This window comes from Micromonospora sp. CNZ285 (assembly GCF_004637285.1).
Window position 1 is genome coordinate 3,464,741 of sequence record NZ_SPQD01000001.1, and the last position, 17,311, is coordinate 3,482,051.

The 17,311-nt window shown below is 76.6% G+C and carries 16 protein-coding genes; 6 read left to right on the top strand and 10 right to left on the bottom strand.

Annotated elements, in window-relative coordinates; genetic code table 11:
* Positions 1-209: 209 nt before the first annotated feature.
* From CLT75_RS15515 to CLT75_RS15555, 9 genes are all read right to left on the bottom strand, one after another.
* Complete coding sequence (locus CLT75_RS15515; RefSeq protein WP_128139017.1) at positions 210-611, bottom strand: DUF3040 domain-containing protein; 402 nt, start codon at positions 609-611, stop codon at positions 210-212.
* Between the two features lie 115 nt (positions 612-726).
* Positions 727-1,986 carry a DNA polymerase IV gene (locus tag CLT75_RS15520; RefSeq protein ID WP_135241294.1) on the bottom strand — a complete coding sequence of 420 codons (1,260 nt, stop codon included), beginning with the start codon at positions 1,984-1,986 and terminating at the stop codon, positions 727-729.
* A 104-nt stretch (positions 1,987-2,090) separates the two neighbouring features.
* Positions 2,091-3,278: an alkaline phosphatase family protein gene (locus CLT75_RS15525; RefSeq protein ID WP_135241295.1), complete on the bottom strand. Its 1,188-nt coding sequence runs from the start codon at positions 3,276-3,278 to the stop codon at positions 2,091-2,093.
* On the bottom strand, positions 3,275-4,006 hold the full coding sequence (locus CLT75_RS15530; RefSeq protein WP_135241296.1) for a methyltransferase domain-containing protein: 732 nt from the start codon (positions 4,004-4,006) through the stop codon (positions 3,275-3,277). The genes CLT75_RS15525 and CLT75_RS15530 overlap by 4 nt, the downstream gene beginning before the upstream one ends.
* 31 nt (positions 4,007-4,037) lie before the next feature.
* Positions 4,038-4,217, bottom strand: a complete 180-nt coding sequence (locus CLT75_RS15535; protein ID WP_013287622.1) for a hypothetical protein — start codon at positions 4,215-4,217, stop codon at positions 4,038-4,040.
* Positions 4,218-4,313: 96 nt separating this feature from the next.
* On the bottom strand, positions 4,314-7,664 hold the full coding sequence (locus CLT75_RS15540; protein ID WP_135241297.1) for an error-prone DNA polymerase: 3,351 nt from the start codon (positions 7,662-7,664) through the stop codon (positions 4,314-4,316).
* Positions 7,665-7,751: 87 nt separating this feature from the next.
* Complete coding sequence (locus CLT75_RS15545) at positions 7,752-9,425, bottom strand: Y-family DNA polymerase (RefSeq protein WP_135241298.1); 1,674 nt, start codon at positions 9,423-9,425, stop codon at positions 7,752-7,754.
* Complete coding sequence (locus CLT75_RS15550; protein WP_135241299.1) at positions 9,422-10,183, bottom strand: hypothetical protein; 762 nt, start codon at positions 10,181-10,183, stop codon at positions 9,422-9,424. Before CLT75_RS15550 ends, CLT75_RS15545 begins: the two co-directional genes overlap by 4 nt.
* Before the next feature lie 139 nt (positions 10,184-10,322).
* Positions 10,323-10,826 (bottom strand): SAV_6107 family HEPN domain-containing protein, encoded by a 504-nt coding sequence (locus CLT75_RS15555; RefSeq protein ID WP_135241300.1) that lies wholly within the window; start codon positions 10,824-10,826, stop codon positions 10,323-10,325.
* 511 nt (positions 10,827-11,337) lie between these two features.
* Here CLT75_RS15555 and CLT75_RS15560 point away from each other — a divergent pair.
* The 6 genes from CLT75_RS15560 to CLT75_RS15585 are packed head-to-tail and all read left to right on the top strand — an operon-like array spanning position 11,338 to position 16,586.
* On the top strand, positions 11,338-11,826 hold the full coding sequence (locus CLT75_RS15560; RefSeq protein ID WP_135241301.1) for a YbaK/EbsC family protein: 489 nt from the start codon (positions 11,338-11,340) through the stop codon (positions 11,824-11,826).
* Positions 11,823-12,551 carry a monooxygenase gene (locus CLT75_RS15565; protein ID WP_135241302.1) on the top strand — a complete coding sequence of 243 codons (729 nt, stop codon included), beginning with the start codon at positions 11,823-11,825 and terminating at the stop codon, positions 12,549-12,551. Before CLT75_RS15560 ends, CLT75_RS15565 begins: the two co-directional genes overlap by 4 nt.
* The gene (locus CLT75_RS15570) at positions 12,548-13,102 is read left to right on the top strand and encodes a GNAT family N-acetyltransferase (RefSeq protein ID WP_135241303.1); all 555 of its coding nucleotides are present in this window, start codon (positions 12,548-12,550) and stop codon (positions 13,100-13,102) included. Before CLT75_RS15565 ends, CLT75_RS15570 begins: the two co-directional genes overlap by 4 nt.
* A 20-nt stretch (positions 13,103-13,122) precedes the next feature.
* Positions 13,123-13,962 carry a carotenoid biosynthesis protein gene (locus CLT75_RS15575; protein ID WP_486485349.1) on the top strand — a complete coding sequence of 280 codons (840 nt, stop codon included), beginning with the start codon at positions 13,123-13,125 and terminating at the stop codon, positions 13,960-13,962.
* Positions 13,959-15,086 (top strand): glycosyltransferase family A protein, encoded by a 1,128-nt coding sequence (locus CLT75_RS15580; RefSeq protein ID WP_135241305.1) that lies wholly within the window; start codon positions 13,959-13,961, stop codon positions 15,084-15,086. Before CLT75_RS15575 ends, CLT75_RS15580 begins: the two co-directional genes overlap by 4 nt.
* 12 nt (positions 15,087-15,098) lie before the next feature.
* Positions 15,099-16,586 (top strand): phytoene desaturase family protein, encoded by a 1,488-nt coding sequence (locus tag CLT75_RS15585; protein ID WP_135241306.1) that lies wholly within the window; start codon positions 15,099-15,101, stop codon positions 16,584-16,586.
* A gap of 33 nt (positions 16,587-16,619) precedes the next feature.
* Here the strand turns inward: CLT75_RS15585 and CLT75_RS15590 are convergent, their stop codons facing one another.
* Positions 16,620-17,309, bottom strand: a complete 690-nt coding sequence (locus CLT75_RS15590; RefSeq protein WP_013287633.1) for a CDP-alcohol phosphatidyltransferase family protein — start codon at positions 17,307-17,309, stop codon at positions 16,620-16,622.
* Positions 17,310-17,311 lie beyond the last annotated feature (2 nt).

The window sequence follows — 17,311 nt, forward strand, 5'->3', positions numbered from 1 at the left end:
GTGTGCAGAGGAGGCGGACCGCGGGGCGCGCCGAGTGGCGGGACGGTGAGTGGCGGGACGGCGGGGCGGTGGGGTCGATTGCGGGCATGACTGAGCGCGGGCCCTCGCCCGCGCTGCCCGGCGACCGGCAGCAGGACGCCCCGGCGGCGCTCGCCGGCCTGTTACGGAGGCGCCGCCGGTTTCCCGCCCGGGTCAGGGGCGGGACGCGGTCAGCGGTGGCCCTCCGGGCGCTGCCGCCAGCGGTCCTCCATCCGATCGAGGAAGGAGCCCCGGCGACCACCACCACTGCGGCCACGGGGACGACGCCGGCTCGTTGTGCCGCCGACCACGTGCAGGTCGGGCGACTGGGATCGGCGGTGCGACTGCACCGCGTAGCCCAACGAGGCCAGCATGACGACGAAACCCGCCACGGCCACCGCGGGAATCTTGATCACGGCACCGTAGATCAACAGGGCCAGACCAGCGACGACCACGCCGGCAGCGACGAGCACGCGACGCCGCGCGTGGAAACGCGGGTCGCTGGCGCGCACGGCCGAGGCGAACTTGGGGTCCTCGGCAAGCGACCGCTCGATCTGCTCGAACAGCCGCTGCTCGTGCTCCGAGAGCGGCACGGCACTCCTCCCCGGTCACGTTGGTCGGCCCGGGCGGGCCGACAGACCGTGGCAGCCAACCGGCTGCTTACCCGCAAGTCTACGAGGGCCCCCGCGCGTCGGAAAGCGGGACGACCTACGGCCGGGTCGGTTTTTCGACTTGTCGTGTATCACGGCGGCCGAGAAGACTGGCCGGACCTATGACGGACCGCCCGAATCGGGCGGCCGCCGCGTCGGCCGCCGCCTCCGCCTCGCGCCAGCCGCGTTCGGGTGCACCGAGGGTGAGCTGCTGCGGGGTCTGCCCGGCGGGGGCGAGACCTTCCATCCGGACCCCGACCAGCCGAACCGGCTCGCCCGGGGCGAGCGCGGCCCACAGTGCCCAGGCCGTGTCGAACATCTCCCGGGCGGTGTCGGTGGGCACGGCGAGCGTGCGGGAGCGGCTGATCGTCCGGAAGTCGGCGAAACGGACCTTGAGCGACACGGTACGGCCCACCTGCCCGGCCGCCCGCAGCCGAGCGCCGGCCTTGTCGGCGAGCGCGAGCAGGGACCGCCGGATCTCGTCCGGGTCGGTCACGTCGGTGTCGAACGTGACCTCAGCGCCGATCGACTTCTCCACCTGCTCGGGCGTGACGCCACGCGGGTCACGCCCCCAGGCCAGCTCGTGCAGGTGGGCGGCGGACGCCTCGCCCACCGCCCGGCGCAGCAGGCCGGCCGGCGCTTCGGCGAGGTCGCGTACGGTGCGCAGGCCGAGGCGGCGCAGCGCGTCCGCGGACCGCTCCCCCACGCCCCACAGCGCGGACACCGGCAGCGGGTGCAGGAACTCCAGCACCTGTGCGGCCGGGACCACGAGCAGGCCGTCGGGCTTGGCCCGGGTGGAGCCGAGCTTCGCCACGAACTTGCTCGGCCCCACCCCGACCGAACAGGTCAGCCGCTGTTCCTCGGCGACCCGGCGGCGGATCAGCGCGGCGATGTCGGCGGGCCGGCCGAACAGCCGTCGGGCGCCCGCCACGTCGAGGAACGCCTCGTCCAGCGACAGCGGCTCGACCAGCGGCGTGACGTCCCGGAAGATCCGCATGACCGCCCGCGACGCCTCGGTGTAGGCGGTGAAGTCGGGCGGGAGGTAGACCGCGCCGGGGCAGAGCGCGCGGGCGCGGGCGGTGGGCATCGCGCTGCGGACGCCGTACCGCCGGGCCTCGTAGCTGGCGGAGCTGACCACGCCACGCGGGCCGACGCCGCCCACCACCACCGGCCGGCCGCGCAGCTCGGGGCGGCGGCGCACCTCCACCGAGGCGTAGAACGCGTCCATGTCGACGTGCAGGATGGTGCAGCCGGTGTCGTCGGCGTCCGGCCCGAAGCGCGGGTCACCGCCTCGGGGCAACGACTGGCTGCGGCCCATGCCAGCAGGCTAGCCCGCCGGTCCGACAACCCCACCGCCCGCCGACCCCGCACGAGGCGGGGCCGACCCGCGGCCACCGGCGCACCAGCACGGACGAACCGGGGTCAGCCCCGGACCACCAGCAGCGGGACCGTCATCTCGGCGGCGGTGTCCGCGCCGTGGTACGCCACCAGCCGCGACGCCATCGGCGGTTCGGAGCGGGTGGCGACCACCGCGTACGTGTCCCGGCAGACCACCACCACGTCGCCGATCCGGGTCAGGTGTGCCTCGGGCACCGGCCCGAACCAGCCGGTCGCCACCGCCTCGGCGCTGGTCAGCACCTGCGCGGCCGGGCCCAGCACCTCGGTCCAGGCGGCCACCACGTCGGCTTCGGCGCCCGGCTCGACGTGCAGGTAGCGGACCCGGGGCTCACCGGCGACCACCCGTACCCCGGTCCGCAGCCGGGGGTCGGTGTCCAGGTCGATCCGGTGCGCGGCGGGCACGTCGAGCTGGCCGTGGTCGGCGGTGACCAGCAGCGCGGCGTCCGGCGGCAGCCCGTCGACGAGCCGGGCCAGCAGGACGTCCACCTCGGCGGCGGCGGTCCGCCAGGGCGCGGAGTCCACGCCGCTGAGGTGCCCGTGCCGGTCCAGGTCGGGGTGGTAGCCGGAGACCAGTGCGGGCCCGTCCCCGGCGGCAAGCGCCGCCAGCATCCGGGCGGCGAGCGCGTCGACGCCCGCTGCGCCCCGGTAGTCGCCGCCCCGGTTGGCGGCGAGCGTGAGGCCGCTGCCGGCGAACTCGGGACGGCTGACCACCGTCACCGCGACCCCGGCGGCGCGCGCCCGCTGGTACCAGGTGGGCACCGGCTGCCAGCTCGCCGGGTCCGGGTCGCCGGTCCAGTCGATGTGGTTGAGCACCCGGTCGGTGCCGGGCACCCGGACCGTGAAGCCGAGCACGCCGTGCGCGCCGGACCCGGTGCCGGTGCCGAGGCTGACCAGGCTGGTCGGGGTGGTGGACGGGAAGCCGGTGGTGAGCGGCCGGCCGGCGGTGGCGGTCAGGCCGGCGAGCGTCGGGGCGTACGGGGCGGCGGTGGGGATCTGGTACCAGCCGAGGCCGTCGACGAGCAGCACCGCGATCCGGCGTACCCCGGCCAGGCGCGGGGTCAGGCCGAGCCGGTCGGCCGCGCCCGGTACGCCGAGCAGCGCCAGCGCGCTGGGCAGCACGTCGGTCAGGGCGCCGCCGTCGTAGCGCGGCGCCACCCGGTCCAGCGGGCCGGGAGCCGGGCCGGGCGTCGGGCCGGAAGCCGGACCGGTCATGCCGGGCGGCGGGCGAACAGGTGCAGCTGGGCGGCGAGATCCCGGTACGGGGACCGGGCGGCGAGCGCGCGCTCCAGCTCGACCAGGGCGGCCTGCTGGCCGTCGGCCACCGCGGCCGGGAGAAGGTCGGCGAGCACGCGTACCCCGTGGATCTCCTCCACGACGAGGCCGGCGGCGGTGAGCAGCGCGCTCGCGTCGGCGGCGTCGTAGCGGCGGCGCAGCGTGTCCCGGCGGCCGGTGGTGCCGTGCGGGTCGGCGGCGAGCGCGGCGGCGGCGTCCAGTTGCCCGTTCATCGCCCGGCCGAACACGGCGGCGGCCCGGCCGGCGACGAGTACGCTCGCCGCGCCACCCGGCCGCAACGCGGTGACCAGCGCGGACATCACGGGTTCCGGGTCGTCGACCACCTCGAGGACGGAGTGACAGAGCACCAGGTCCACGGTGGCCGGTTCGACGAGTCCGGTGAGCGCGTCGGCGTCGCCCTGCGTCGCGCGTACCCGATCGGCGACCCCGGCCTCGGCGGCCCGGCGGGTCAGCGCGGCGAGCGCGTCGGGGCTGGCGTCGACCACGGTGACCCGGTGACCGGCCTCGGCGAGCGGGACGGCGAAGCCGCCGGTCCCGCCGCCGACGTCGAGCACGGAGAGTCGTTCGCCGGCCCGCCGGTCCAGCTCGGCCCGGAGCACCGACCAGATGACGGCGGTGCGGGGGGTGAGGGTTCGGATCTGCTCCACGCGCCGAGCCTAGTCACCCCCCGGCCCGGGTTCAGGACTCGCCGCCGCCGGCGGGGTCGTCCTCGGCGCGGGAGCGCTGGTGGTTGGCCACCGGGCCGTCGGTCACCTGGTATTCCCGCGGCTCGGCCTCGTGGGTGGGTGCCCAGTCGGCGCCGAGGCGGGTCCGTCGGGCGTTCGCCACGCCACCGGCGTTCGTGCGGTGAAAGGTCATCGGTTCATCCCCCATACCCCGGGTGGGCCACTCTGCCCACCCGCGTCGGGAGTCTCCCGCCTCCGGCTCGGAGAAACCGTAATGTGGATCACTCCATCAACGGAAATCCCTGGATGCCGGTGTGACGGGGGGCTCGATCGCGTCCAGCCGGTCCGCGGTGAGGTTCGTGACGCCCTCGTGCCGCTGCAGCCGGCCCCGCACCACAAGTGCTCCACTGGTGCGGGCGACTCGACGGTATCTCTGCCACAACCCCGGGGAGCAAGTGACATTGAGCATCCCGGTCTCGTCCTCCAGGTTGAGGAACGTGACGCCGCCGGCGGTCGCCGGACGCTGCCGGTGGGTGACGATCCCGCCGACCCGGATCCGCTGCCCGGGAGGCACCTGGCCGAGGCGGGCGATCGGCACCGCGCCCAGTTCGTCGAGGCGGTCCCGGATGAACCGGGCCGGGTGGCTCTCCGGGGACAGGCCGGTGGCCCAGACGTCGGCGACCAGACGGTCCACCGCGGCCATGCCGGGCAGGGTGGGCGGGTCCGCGCCGGTCACCGTGCCGGGCAGCCGGCCGGGCCGGTCCTGGGCCGCCGCGCCGGCGGCCCAGAGGGCCTGCCGCCGGGTCAGCCCGAAACAGGCGAACGCGTCGGCGGTGGCCAGCGCCTCCAGCTGCGCGGCGGTGAGACCGACGCGGCGGGCCAGGTCCGGCATGTCCCGGTACGGCCCGTGCGCGGCGCGTTCCGCCTCGATCCGCTCGGCCACGTCCTCGCCGAGGGTACGGACGCTGCCCAGCCCGAGCCGTACCGCCGGGCCGCCCAGCCCCCAGGCGTGCGGCGGCTCGCCCGGCACGCTGCCCCACCGGGTCTGCGGGGTGGACTCCAGCACCGCCTTGGCGCCGCTGGCGTTGATGTCCGGCCGGCGCACCTCGACGCCGTGCCGGCGGGCGTCGTCGGCGAGCGTCTGCGGCGAGTAGAAGCCCATCGGCTGGGCGTTGAGCAGCGCGGCCAGGAACGGGCCGGGGTGGTAGCGCTTGAGCCACGAGCTGGCGTACACCAGGTAGGCGAAGCTCATCGCGTGGCTCTCCGGGAAGCCGTAGCTGGCGAACGCGGTGAGCTTGCGGTACACGTCGTCGGCCAGTTCGCCGCTGATGCCCCGCTCGGCCATCCCGGCGTAGAGCCGGTCGGCGATCTGCGCCATCCGTTCCACCGACCGCTTCGCCCCCATGGCCCGGCGCAACTGGTCGGCGCCGGCCGCGTCGAACCCGGCCAGGTCGATGGCGAGCTGCATGAGCTGCTCCTGGAACAGCGGTACGCCGAGCGTCTTCTCCAGCGCGTTGCGCATCAGCGGGTGCGCGTACGTGACCGGCTCCTGGCCGTTCTTGCGCCTGATGTACGGGTGCACCGAGCCGCCCTGGATCGGGCCGGGCCGGATCAGCGCCACCTCCACCACCAGGTCGTAGAACTCGCGCGGCTTGAGCCGGGGCAGCGTGGCCATCTGGGCGCGGCTCTCCACCTGGAACACGCCCACCGAGTCGGCCCGGCAGAGCATGTCGTAGACCTCGGGGTCGTCCAGGTCCATGTCGCCGAGGTCGAGGCTGGAGCCGATCAGGTCGTAGCCGTAGTGCAGCGCCGAGAGCATGCCGAGACCGAGCAGGTCGAACTTGACCAGGCCGACGGCCGCGCAGTCGTCCTTGTCCCACTGGAGCACGCTGCGGCCGGGCATCCGGCCCCACTCCACCGGGCACACCTCGATCACCGGCCGGTCGCAGATCACCATGCCGCCGGAGTGGATGCCCAGGTGCCGGGGGAACGTCTGCAGCTCGTTGGCGTACGCGACCACCTGCTCGGGGATGTCCGCCACGTCGACCGCGGCGACCGAGCCCCACCTGTCGATCTGCTTGCTCCAGGCGTCCTGCTGGCCGGGTGAGAAGCCGAACGCCTTCGCCACGTCCCGCACCGCCGACCGGGGCCGGTACGAGATGACGTTGGCGACCTGGGCGGTGTGCTCCCGGCCGTAGCGGGCGTAGACGTGCTGGATCACCTCCTCCCGGCGGTCGGACTCGATGTCCACGTCGATGTCGGGCGGGCCGTCGCGTTCCGGGGCGAGGAACCGCTCGAACAGCAGCCGGTGCCGGACCGCGTCCACGTTGGTGATGCGCAGCGCGTAGCAGACCGCCGAGTTGGCCGCCGAGCCCCGGCCCTGGCAGTAGATGTCCTGCGCGCGGCAGAACGCGACGATGTCGTAGACCACCAGGAAGTAGCCGGGGAAACCGAGGTCTTCGATCATCCGCAGCTCGTGTTCCAGCTGCGCGTACGCCTCCGGGTGCGCCTCGGGCGGGCCGTAGCGCTCGCGGGCGCCGTCCATGGTCAGCCGGCGCAGCCAGCTCATCTCGGTGTGCCCGGGCGGCACCGGGTACGCCGGCAGCCTCGGTGCCACGAGCTGAAGGTCGAAGGCGAGTTCCGCGCCGTACTCGGCGGCCCGTGCCACAGCGCCCGGGTACGCGGCGAACCGCGCCGCCATCTCCGCGCCGCTGCGCAGGTGGGCGGTGGCCGCGGCGGGCAGCCAGCCGTCGATCTCGTCGAGGCTGCGCCGGGCCCGGACCGCGGCGACGGTGGTGGCCAGCCGACGCCGTCCCGGGGTGGCGTAGTGCACGTTGTTCGTGGCGACGGTGGGCAGCCCGGCCGCGGCGGCCAGGTCGGCGAGCGCGTCGTTGCGGTCGGCGTCGACCGGGTGGCCGTGGTCGGTCAGCTCCACCGCCACCGTCTCCGCGCCGAACAGCGCGGTGAGCCGGTCCAGTTCCCGGGCCGCCGCGTCGACGCCCTCGGTGAGCAGCGCCGCGGGCACGTGCCCCTTGCGGCAGCCGGTGAGCACCAGCACGTGATCGCGCAACTCGTCGGCGATCTCCTCCAGCTCGCCGTAGACCGGGCGGCCCTTCTCCCCGCCGCGTAGCTGGGCCCGGGAGATGGTGGCGGCCAGGCGCGCGTACCCCTCGTGGCCGTGCGCGAGCACCAGCAGGTGCCGGCCGAGCGGGTCCGGTTCGCCGTTCTGCGGGCCGGGCAGCCCGAGGGACAGCTCCGCGCCGAAGATCGTCGGCAGCCGCAGCGCGCGGGCCGCCTCGGCGAAGCGCACCACGCCGTAGAAACCGTCGTGGTCGGTGACGGCGAGCGCGGTGAGCCCGAGCCGGGCCGCCTCCTCGGCCAGTTCCTCCGGGTGGCTGGCCCCGTCGAGGAAGCTGAAGTTGGAGTGCGCGTGCAGCTCCGCGTACGGCACCACGCCGTCCGGGCGGGCCAGCTCCGGCGGCCGGTATTCCTGCCGCTTGCGGCTCCAGGCCGGGGAGTCGCCGCCGTCGGCGTCGACAGCGAGCGGGTCGACCACGTGCAGGTGCCGCTCGCCCTTGGCCCGCCCGGAGAGCACCTGCTCCAGCTTTGACCACGGCATCTTCGGGTTGTGGAAGCTCATCGGCCTCGCCCGGCACCCGACCGCCCGAGATCTTGGTACGAAACGGCCCCCCGAGGGACACTTTCGTACCAAGATCTCTCCCGGCGCTCAGTCATAGATCGCCTCCACCAGCCACTGCCCGCCCTCGACCGCGAGCAGCAGGGCGGCGCCGTCGGCCAGGCACACCTGGAACCGGGCCCGGCGGCGCGCCTCGGCCGGCGCCCACCAGCGCTCGTCCACCGGCCACGGGCCGGCCCAGCCGGTGATCTCGGCCGGGCGCCCGTCGCCGACGGTGAGCCGGGCCGGCGCCGCGCTGACCGCCAGCCGCGCGCTCACCACGACCGGTTCCCCGGCCGCGTCGCGCACGTCGGCCGGCAACGGGGTGGGGAGCACCACGGCCGGTGACGGCGGCGGAATCCGCCCCGGCCACGGCGGCTCGGCCACCGCCCGGCCCCGCCCGGCCCGCCGCCCCGCACCACCCCCAGCCGGTACGACGACCGAGGCGGACGCGGCACCCGGAGCGGGAGCGGCGGGCGGCAGGGGTGGCGGGCCGGGACGTGCGGGCACCCGCTCGTCGCCCCACGGGACCAGGCGCACCTGGTCGGCCGGGGACCGCCCGCCGCCGAGCACGGCGGTGACCACCGCCTCGGGACCGAGGATGCCCTGCACCCGGCTCAGCGCGCGGTGCGCCCGCTCCCGCTCCTCACCGGTCTCCCCCCACAGCCCGGGTTGCAGGCCCGCCTGGGCGAGCACCCCGTCGGGCACCAGCCGCAACCGGACGATCCCGGCGGTGGGCCGGGCCGGACGCGCCCCGCCCCGGCCGTTGCTGCCGGAGAGCCAGCCGTCGAGCTGCCATCGGACCCGGTCGGCGATGGCCGCGGCGGTGAGCAGACCGTCGTGCCGCCAGACCCGGTGCAGCTCCTGACCGTGCGCGGTGACCGCCTCGATGCCGAGGCGGGTGCAGGCCAGGCCGTAGCCGGCCAGCCGCTCGTGCAGCCGCTCGGCGAGCATGCGGGCGGCGAACGCGGCGGCGTCGACCCGGTCGACCGGCTCGTCGTAGTCGGCGGTGACGGTCAGGTCGGCGGGCGGCTGCCGGACCGCCAGCGGACGGTCGTCCCGGCCACCGGCGAGCCGGTGCGCCAGCGCCCCGTCGAAACCGAACCGGGCCAGCACGTCCCCGGCCGGCAGCGCCGCGAAGTCGCCGAGGGTACGGACGCCGAGCCGGCGCAGCAGGTCGGCCAGCGCGGGCCGGCCGAGCGCCTCGACCGGCCGGGCGGCCAGGAACTCGCGGGTGCCGCCGGGGACCACGATCCGGCCCTCCCGGGCGGCCAGCCCGGCCGCGAACACCCCGTCGGCGATGCCGGCCTGGCTCTCCACCGCACAGCTCTGCGCGACGTGCTCCACGACCCGCTCGGCCGCCGCCTCCTCGCCGCCGAGGTAGCGGCTCGGCCCCCGGGCCGCCGTGGCGCAGGCGCCGGGCCGGATCACCTCGACGCCGGCGACCACCTCCTCCACGGCGGCCACCACCGGCTCGAACGCGCGCACGTCCCGCCCGGGGTCGTGGTCGACCACCGTCAGGTGCGGGCAGCGCCCCTGCGCCTCGCGGCGGCGCAACCCGCGCCGGATGCCCTCGGCGCGGGCCCGCTCGGAGCAGGCGATCACCCGGTTGGCGTGCAGCACCACGACCGGGTCGGTGGCGGGCACCCCGTCGACGATCTCGGCGGCGAGGACCGGCCAGTCCGGGCACCAGAGCAGCAGCGTCCGCTGCGGTTCGCCGCTCACGCCGGACCGGCCGCGGCGAGCGTACGGGCGGGTGGGGCGACCACGCGCAGCCGGCGCGACGGCGCGGCGGGCGGGACGCCGAGCCCGGCCGAGCGGGGGATCACCCGGGTCAGCTCGTCGCCGGGCAGCCACACCTTGATCTCCTTGGGGCGGGCGGCGGCACCCCGGCCCCGGGCCGAGACGGTCACCTCACGGCGGCGCAGCCGCCCGCGACCGGCGCCGAGCCCCTGCCAGACGCCCCGGACCACCTGGAGCGTGACGTCCGCGCCGTCCCACCGCCCGTACGGGACGAGCACGCTTCCGCGCTGCCGGGCGCGGGCGGCCAGCCGGGTGGCGACCGAGGCGGAGACGGTGGCCGGCACGGCGGTGACCACCACGTCGACCCCGTCGATGAGCGCGGCGACCACTGTGGGCCACTCCGGCCCGGGGTCGGGCACCAGGGCCAGCCGGTCCAGGGCGATGCCCGCCTCGGCGGCGGCGCCGGCCCCGAAGGTGGGTACACCCACCACCGCGCACCACGAGCCGGCCCGGGACGCCTCGGCGAGCAGCGCGAGGATCAGCGAGGTGGCGCCGCTGCGCCGGGGCTGGCCGGCGCCGACCGCGACGGTGCTGCCACGCCGCAGGCCGCGGTTGGGCAGCAGCCCGGTCAGTTCGGCCCGGACGGGCAGCACCCGGTGACCGCCGGCCGGGTCGGGCGCGCTCGCCGGACGGACCAGATCGGCCAGGGCGGCGGAACCGACCACCATGCGGCCCGCCATCGGACCAACCCCCCGTCGTGTTTCGCCACGGGCCCGCCCGTGGATGGTGCTGTGGATCGTGTCGTGCGCGGCACGCGTGTGCCGAGGGTGCGGCGCCCGGCCACCCGGGGTCCCGCCGGTGGTGGCCGGGCGCCACGAATCAGGCGGCGGCTGCTCCGGGCCGGGGCGGGGAGTCGGAGGCGCCGAGCCGCAGCGGGCGGGGCAGTCCGTCGAGCGCCGGCTGGTGGGCCAGGCCGAGCGCGGTCTCCACCACCGTCACGAACTCCTCGGCGGCGCGCAGCAGGTCGTCGGCCTCGCGGGCGGTGACCACGCGGGGGATGCCGGCCTCGGCGGCGGCCCGCTTGCTCGCGCCGGCGGCGAAGTAGGCGGCCCACTCGTCCAGCTCGGGGGCGACGGTGACGAGCAGCACCCAGACGCTGGTGATCCGGTGCCGGCGGGTGGGCGCGGGACGGGCCCGGGCGGCGAGCACGGCGGCGGCGGCGCGCAGCGCCGCGAGGTGGGCGGCGGCGTACCGGAGGCCGTCGGGTCGGGTGCGGGCGGCCTCGGCCAGCCCGTCGCGGGCCACCGCGAGCAACTGGGCGGGGGTGCGGTGCGGCAGCACGTGCGCGGGCACCGTGGGCGCCTGGGCCGGACTGGTCGGCATGGGTCTCTCCTCCGCGTGTGGCCGGGGCGGGCGGTCGCGCGACGGGGAACGTCGCCCGGTCGCCCGGAGCGGTCGGTGCGGAGGAAGACGCACCTTTCAGGTGGCGGCCGGCCGGATGTGGACGCTTCCCCACACCCACACCCGGCCGGCGTGCCGGCGGGTCCGTCGCCCGCCGCCCGGGGGTCGTGGGCGGCGGGCGACGACCTGCCTGACGGGCCCGGACTCGCGACTGTCCGAGACCCGGTGCGGCCCGCGGTGCCGCACCTCCCGGAAGCCGGTGCCGCGAAACACCGCTTCCGGAGCGTTCGACGAGTGCGCGACCGGCTCGAAGCGGAGCGGGCCAGCCGGGGAGCTGAGCCGCTTGCCGCTCAAGCCGAATCGAACACTCGTTCTAACTACCCTGACAGTACACCTCCCCACCGACGAAAACGCAACGTGTGACGCGCCGGGGACGCACGGGAGGGCGACGGCCCCCGGCGGGGCCGTCCCGGGGTGGGGGAAGAATGGGTACATGCAGCCACACCCGAACGTGCAGGCGGTGCAGCGCGCGCTCGACGACGCGGGCGCGCGGAACGGATCGGGCGAGGCCAGCCTCGTCCGACTGCTGCCCGACGCGGTGCACACCGCCGCCGCGGCGGCCGAGGCGCTCGGTGTCGCCGTCGGCGCCATCGCCAACTCGCTGATCTTCGACGCGGACGACGCGCCGCTGCTGGTGCTCACCTCCGGCGCGCACCGGGTGGACACCGCCGGGCTGGCCGCCACGCTGGGCGTGACCCACCTGCGCCGGGCCACCCCGGAGTTCGTCAAGCGGCACACCGGGCAGGTGATCGGCGGCGTCGCACCGGTCGGCCACCCCGCTCCGCTGCGCACCGTCGTGGACACCGCACTGGCCGGGTACGACGAGGTGTGGGCCGCCGGCGGCGTACCCCGGGCGGTGTTCCCCACCACGTACGCGGAACTGCTGCGGATCACCGCCGGCACCCCGGCCGAGGTGGCGTGAACCCCGGACTCGTCACGCTGCACGTGTGGCGTGTGCCCCGCCGGGCCGTACCCGGTGTGCTGGGCCGGATGGCCACCCACCCGGCCCGGCTGCGCCGCCTGCCCGGCGTCCGCTTCGCCAAGCTGCTCGGCACCGGGACCGGCACCGGCTTCGGCCCCGGCGACGCCGACCTGACCCGGTGGGCCGCGCTCGTGGTGTGGGACTCCCCCGCCGACGCGGCCGGCTTCGACGCCTCCCCGGTCGCCCGCTCCTGGGCCCGGATCGCCCGCGCCGCGGTACGGGTCGACCTGCGCCCGCTGACCAGCCGCGGCCGGTGGTCCGGCCGGGAGCCGTTCGGCGCGCCGCCGGGTGGGCGGGTCACCGGGCCGGTGCTGGCGCTGACCCGGGCCCGGCTGCGGACCCGCCGGGCGGCCACGTTCTGGCGGGCGATCCCGCCGGTCGCCGGCGCGCTGCACGCCGCGCCCGGACTGCTCGCCCGGTTCGGCGTCGGTGAGGCGCCGCTGGGCTGGCAGGGCACGGTGAGCGTGTGGCGCGAACCGGCGGACCTGGTCGCGTTCGCGTACCGTTCCCCGGAGCACCGCGCCGCGATCACCCGCACCCCCACCGAGGGCTGGTACGCGGAGGAACTGTTCGCGCGGTTCGCGGTGGGCGACGTGGTCGGCGACCGTACGGTGCTGGGCTGGGCCGCCGAGGGCGCCCCGGAGACGGCGAGAGGGCACGCATGAGGCTGGTGCGGTGGACACCGGACGACCTGGTCCGGCGGCTGGACGACGTGGTGGCCGTCTACGGCGAGGCGATGGGCTACCGGCCCGACCTGCTGGAGGCCCGCCGCGGCTACATCGCCACCCACGTGCGACGGCCCGGCTTCCGCGCCGTCGCCAGCCTGACCAGCGAGGGACACCTGGCCGGTTTCGGGTACGGCTACCGGGGCGCCACCGGGCAGTGGTGGCACGACCAGGTGCACCGGGCGCTGAACGCGCAGGCCCGGCAGCGCTGGCTGGCCCACCCGTTCGAGGTGGTCGAGCTGCACGTCCGCCCGCCCGCGCAGGGGCACGGCCTGGGCGCCCGCCAGTTGCGCGCGCTGCTCGCCGTGGCCGAGGGCGACACCACGCTGCTGTCCACGCCGGAGGCCGACGAGGAGAAGTCCCGGGCCTGGCGGCTGTACCGCCGATTCGGCTTCGTCGACGTCCTGCGGCACTTCCACTTCCCCGGCGACGAGCGGCCGTTCGGCGTGCTCGGCCGGGACCTGCCACTGCCCCCGCCGGACGGGTCATGAGCGCGAGGAGTGAGCCGGTCCTGCGAGCACCGCAGCCGCGAACCGGAAGCGTCGTGAGGGCCCGGCTGCCCTGGGCGCTGCTGGCCGTGCTGGTGCTCGCCCAGATCTGCTACCCGCTCACCGGCGGCGCGACCCGGGCCGGGCTCACGGTGGCCACAGTGGTGCTCGGCTGGCTGCTCTCGGTCGGCCACGCGCTGCTCACCCGGGGCGTCCGCACCGCCGCCGCGCTGGTCGCTGTCGTCACCGGCGGCGGGTTCGCGGTGGAGGCGATCGGCGTGGCCACCGGATTCCCGTTCGGCAGCTACGACTACTCCGGCGAGCTGGGCCCGAAGCTGGCCGGGGTACCGCTGATCATCCCGCTCGCCTGGACCTGGATGGCCTGGCCGGCCTGGCTCACCGCGATCCGGCTGGTCCGTTCCCGGGCCGCCCGGATCGCGCTCTCGGCGGTCGGGCTGGCCGCCTGGGACCTGTTCCTCGACCCGCAGATGGTGGCCGAGGGCTACTGGACCTGGCTCGACGCCACCCCGGCACTGCCCGGGCTGCCCGGCATCCCGGTCAGCAACTACCTGGGCTGGCTGGGCTTCGCGGTACTGCTCGCCGTCGCGCTGCGCCCGCTCGCCGGGCCGTCGGCGGACCGGGTCGACGGCCGCGACGCCCCGATGTTCGCGCTCTACCTCTGGACGTACGCCTCCAGCGTGCTGGCGCACGCGGTGTTCCTGCGGCTGCCCGCGTCGGCGCTGTGGGGCGCGGCCGGGATGGCGGTGGCGGCGGTGCCGCTGGCGGTGACGCTGTGGCGGGCCCGCCGGCGTGGCCGGGCCGGCACGCCGGAGCCGGCGCCGCGCGTCGACGCCCCGGCATGATCGCCGCCCTCGCGCTGGCCGTGGCGGTCGCCGCGCTCACCGGGCACACGCTCGTCAACGCGTTCGCCTGGCTGCGCCGCCCGGCCGCCGGCCCGGCCGAGGTGACCGAGCCGGTGGCGGTGCTGCTGCCGCTGCGCGACGAGGCCGAACGGGTCACCCCGTGCCTGCGCGCGCTGCTGGCCCAGCGCGGCGTGCCGGACCTGCGGATCGTGGTGCTCGACGACGGCTCGACCGACGGCACCGCCGACGTGGTCCGCGCGGTGGCAGGCGACGACCCCCGCCTCACGCTGCTCACCGGCGTCGCCCCGCCGCCGGGCTGGCTGGGCAAGCCGCACGCCTGCTGGCAGCTCGCCACCCGGACCGCCCCGGAACCGGCGGTGCTGGCCTTCGTCGACGCGGACGTGGTGCTCACCCCGGACGCGGTGGCGGCGGCGGTGACCGAGTTGCGCGCGGCCGACGCGGCGCTGCTGTCGCCGTACCCCCGGATCGTGGTGCGGACGGCGGCGGACCGGCTGGTGCAGCCGTTGTTGCAGTGGTTGTGGCTGACGTTCCTGCCACTGCGCGCGATGGAACGCTCGCGGCGGCCGTCGCTGGCCGCGGCGGGCGGGCAGTTCCTGGTCGTGGACCGGGCCGGCTACCTGCGGGCCGGCGGGCACGCGGCGGTGCCCGACAAGGTGCTGGAGGACATCGAGCTGGCCCGGGCGGTGAAGCGGGCCGGCGGGCGGATCGCGCTCGCCGACGGGTCCCGGCTGGCGTCCTGCCGGATGTACGACACCTGGCCGCAGCTGCGCGACGGCTACACGAAGTCGCTGTGGGCGACGTTCGGGCACCCCGCCGCCGCGGCGGCCGTGCTGGCGCTGCTGGTCGCGCTCTACGTCGCGCCGCCGCTGCTGGCCGCCGGGGCGCTGCTCGCCGGCGCGCCGGCGGTGGCCGCCGTGGCGTTCCTGGCCTACCTGGCCGGGGTCGCCGGGCGGGTGGTCAGCGCCCGCGCCACCGGCGGGCGGGCGTGGCCCGACGCGCTGGGCCACCCCGTGTCGGTCGTGGTCCTCGGTTGGCTGACCGTCCGGTCGTACCATCTGCGGAAGCGACACCGGCTCACCTGGCGGGGTCGCCCGGTCACCTAGGAGGGGCACGCCATGGCGCGCATCGTGGTCATCGGCGCCGGGGTGGGCGGGCTCGCCACCGCCGCCCGGCTCGCGGTCACCGGGCACGAGGTCACCGTCCTCGAACGGGCCGGCACGGTCGGGGGGAAGCTCGGCCGGTACGCCCACCACACCCCGGAGGGGGTGTGGCACTTCGACACCGGGCCGAGCCTGTTCACCCTGCCGCAGGTCTTCCACGACCTGTTCGAGGCGACCGGGGCGAAGCTCGACGAATACCTCGACCTGGTCCCGCTGGACCCGATCGTGCGACACGTCTTCCCCGGCGGCGGGCAGGCGCTCGACTCCTGCGCCGACCCGGACGAGTTCGCCGCCCGGATCGGCGCCGCGTTCGGGGACCGGTCCGCCGCCGACTGGCGCGGGCTGTGGCGGCGCGCCGGCCGGGTGTGGGCGGCCTCGCACCGGGACATCCTGCGCCGTACCGTCGACTCGCCCCGCGACCTGGCCGCGCTGGCCTGGCGGCTGGGCGACCTGGCCGCCATCGGCCCCGGCCGCAGCCTGCGCGGGCTGGGCCGCCGTCACCTGTCCGACCCGCGGATGCGGATGCTGCTGGACCGGTACGCCACGTACACCGGCGCCGACCCGCGCCGCGCCCCGGCCGCGCTCGTCGCCGTCCCCTACGCCGAGCTGGCGTACGGCGGCTGGTACCTGCGCGGCGGGCTGGGCACGCTCGCCGACGCGCTGCTGTCGCGCTGCCTGGACCTGGGCGTGGTGATGCGCACCGACGCCACAGTCACCCGGATCGACGCCGCGGGCGGGCGGGTGCACGGGGTACGCGTGGCGGGGATGGCCGCGCCGGTTCCGGCTGACGTGGTGGTGGCGAACGTGGACGCGCTCACCCTCTACCGGGACCTGCTGCCCGACCCGCGCCGGCTGGCCGCGCTCACCGACCGCAGCCTGGCCGGGTTCGTGCTGCTGCTGGGCGTACGCGGCGACTCCGGGCTGGCCCACCACACCGTGTTCTTCCCCCGCGACTACGACGCCGAGTTCGACGCCGTGTTCGGCGACCCGGGTCGCGGGGTGCGGGCCCGGCCGGCGCCCGACCCGACCGTGTTCGTCACCGCCGCCGACGACCCGGCGGTCCGCCCGGACGGCCACGAGGCGTGGTTCGTGCTCGTCAACGCGCCCCGGCACGGCACCGCCGCGAGCGCGGTGAACTGGCGGCGGCCGGGCCTGGCCGAGGCGTACGCGGACCGGATCCTGGACGTGCTGGCCGAGCGCGGCGCCGACGTGCGGGACCGGCTGGTGTTCCGGGAGATCCGTACCCCGGCCGACCTGGACGCGGCCACCGGCGCGCCGGGCGGGGCGATCTACGGCACCGCGGGCGGGCTGCTGCGCCCGGCCAACCGGGGCCCGGTCGCCGGGCTCTGGCTGGTCGGCGGCTCCAGTCACCCGGGCGGCGGGCTGCCCATGGTCACGTTGTCCGCGGAGATCGTCGCCGAGGCGGTCGGCCCGGCCTGGTGAGGTGTCGCTGACCGCCGCAGGGGCGCGCGGCGGTCAGCCGGCGTCGACCAGGGCGCGGCGGACGGCGGAGAGCAACTGGCCGAGGCCGAACCCGGCGAGCAGCACCCAGACAGTGGTGGCCATGGTGATGGTGCCGGCGGTCAGGTCGGCGTCGATCAGCCCGGTGAGCCCGGCGACCAGCAGCCCGACCAGCGCCACGCAGACCCGGGTGGGCCGCTCCCCCACCGTCACCGCGCCGATCTCCCGCATCCCCGCCGAGACCGCGCGCGCCCGCACGTACTCGTGCAGCCAGGACAGCCCACCGGCCGCCGCGACCAGCGCGCCCGGCGCGCCGAGCAGCCAGAACGCGACCAGCCAGGCCACCTCGCCGAGCCGGTCGGCGACCGAGTCGTACACGTAGCCCAGCCGCGTGGTGCGGCCGGTCGCGACCGCCACCGCGCCGTCGACGCTGTCGGCCACCGCCGCCAGCAGCACGAACAACGCGCCCAGGAACGGTCCGTTGCCGGGCCGCTCCACGAACAGGGGTACGCAGAAGCAGAGCAGCACCCCGAACACGGTCACCGGGGTGGGGCCGACGCGCAGCCGGCCCAGCACGTAGCCCACGTGGTAGGCGAAGCGCAGCCAGGCACGCACCACCGGCGCGGCGGTACGCGGATCGAAGCCGCCGTGCAGCCGCGCCCACGCGGTCGCGTACTGGTCCCAGTTCAGCTGTGTGCCCACCACGG

Coding starts and splice junctions, on each gene's coding strand:
- CLT75_RS15555 (WP_135241300.1), bottom strand. CDS start 10,826: ATGCCGACCAGTCCGGCCCAGGCGCCCACGGTGCCCGCGCACGTGCTG.
- CLT75_RS15540 (WP_135241297.1), bottom strand. CDS start 7,664: ATGAGCTTCCACAACCCGAAGATGCCGTGGTCAAAGCTGGAGCAGGTG.
- CLT75_RS15525 (WP_135241295.1), bottom strand. CDS start 3,278: ATGACCGGTCCGGCTTCCGGCCCGACGCCCGGCCCGGCTCCCGGCCCG.
- CLT75_RS15550 (WP_135241299.1), bottom strand. CDS start 10,183: ATGGCGGGCCGCATGGTGGTCGGTTCCGCCGCCCTGGCCGATCTGGTC.
- CLT75_RS15580 (WP_135241305.1), top strand. CDS start 13,959: ATGATCGCCGCCCTCGCGCTGGCCGTGGCGGTCGCCGCGCTCACCGGG.
- CLT75_RS15520 (WP_135241294.1), bottom strand. CDS start 1,986: ATGGGCCGCAGCCAGTCGTTGCCCCGAGGCGGTGACCCGCGCTTCGGG.
- CLT75_RS15570 (WP_135241303.1), top strand. CDS start 12,548: ATGAGGCTGGTGCGGTGGACACCGGACGACCTGGTCCGGCGGCTGGAC.
- CLT75_RS15585 (WP_135241306.1), top strand. CDS start 15,099: ATGGCGCGCATCGTGGTCATCGGCGCCGGGGTGGGCGGGCTCGCCACC.
- CLT75_RS15535 (WP_013287622.1), bottom strand. CDS start 4,217: ATGACCTTTCACCGCACGAACGCCGGTGGCGTGGCGAACGCCCGACGG.
- CLT75_RS15560 (WP_135241301.1), top strand. CDS start 11,338: ATGCAGCCACACCCGAACGTGCAGGCGGTGCAGCGCGCGCTCGACGAC.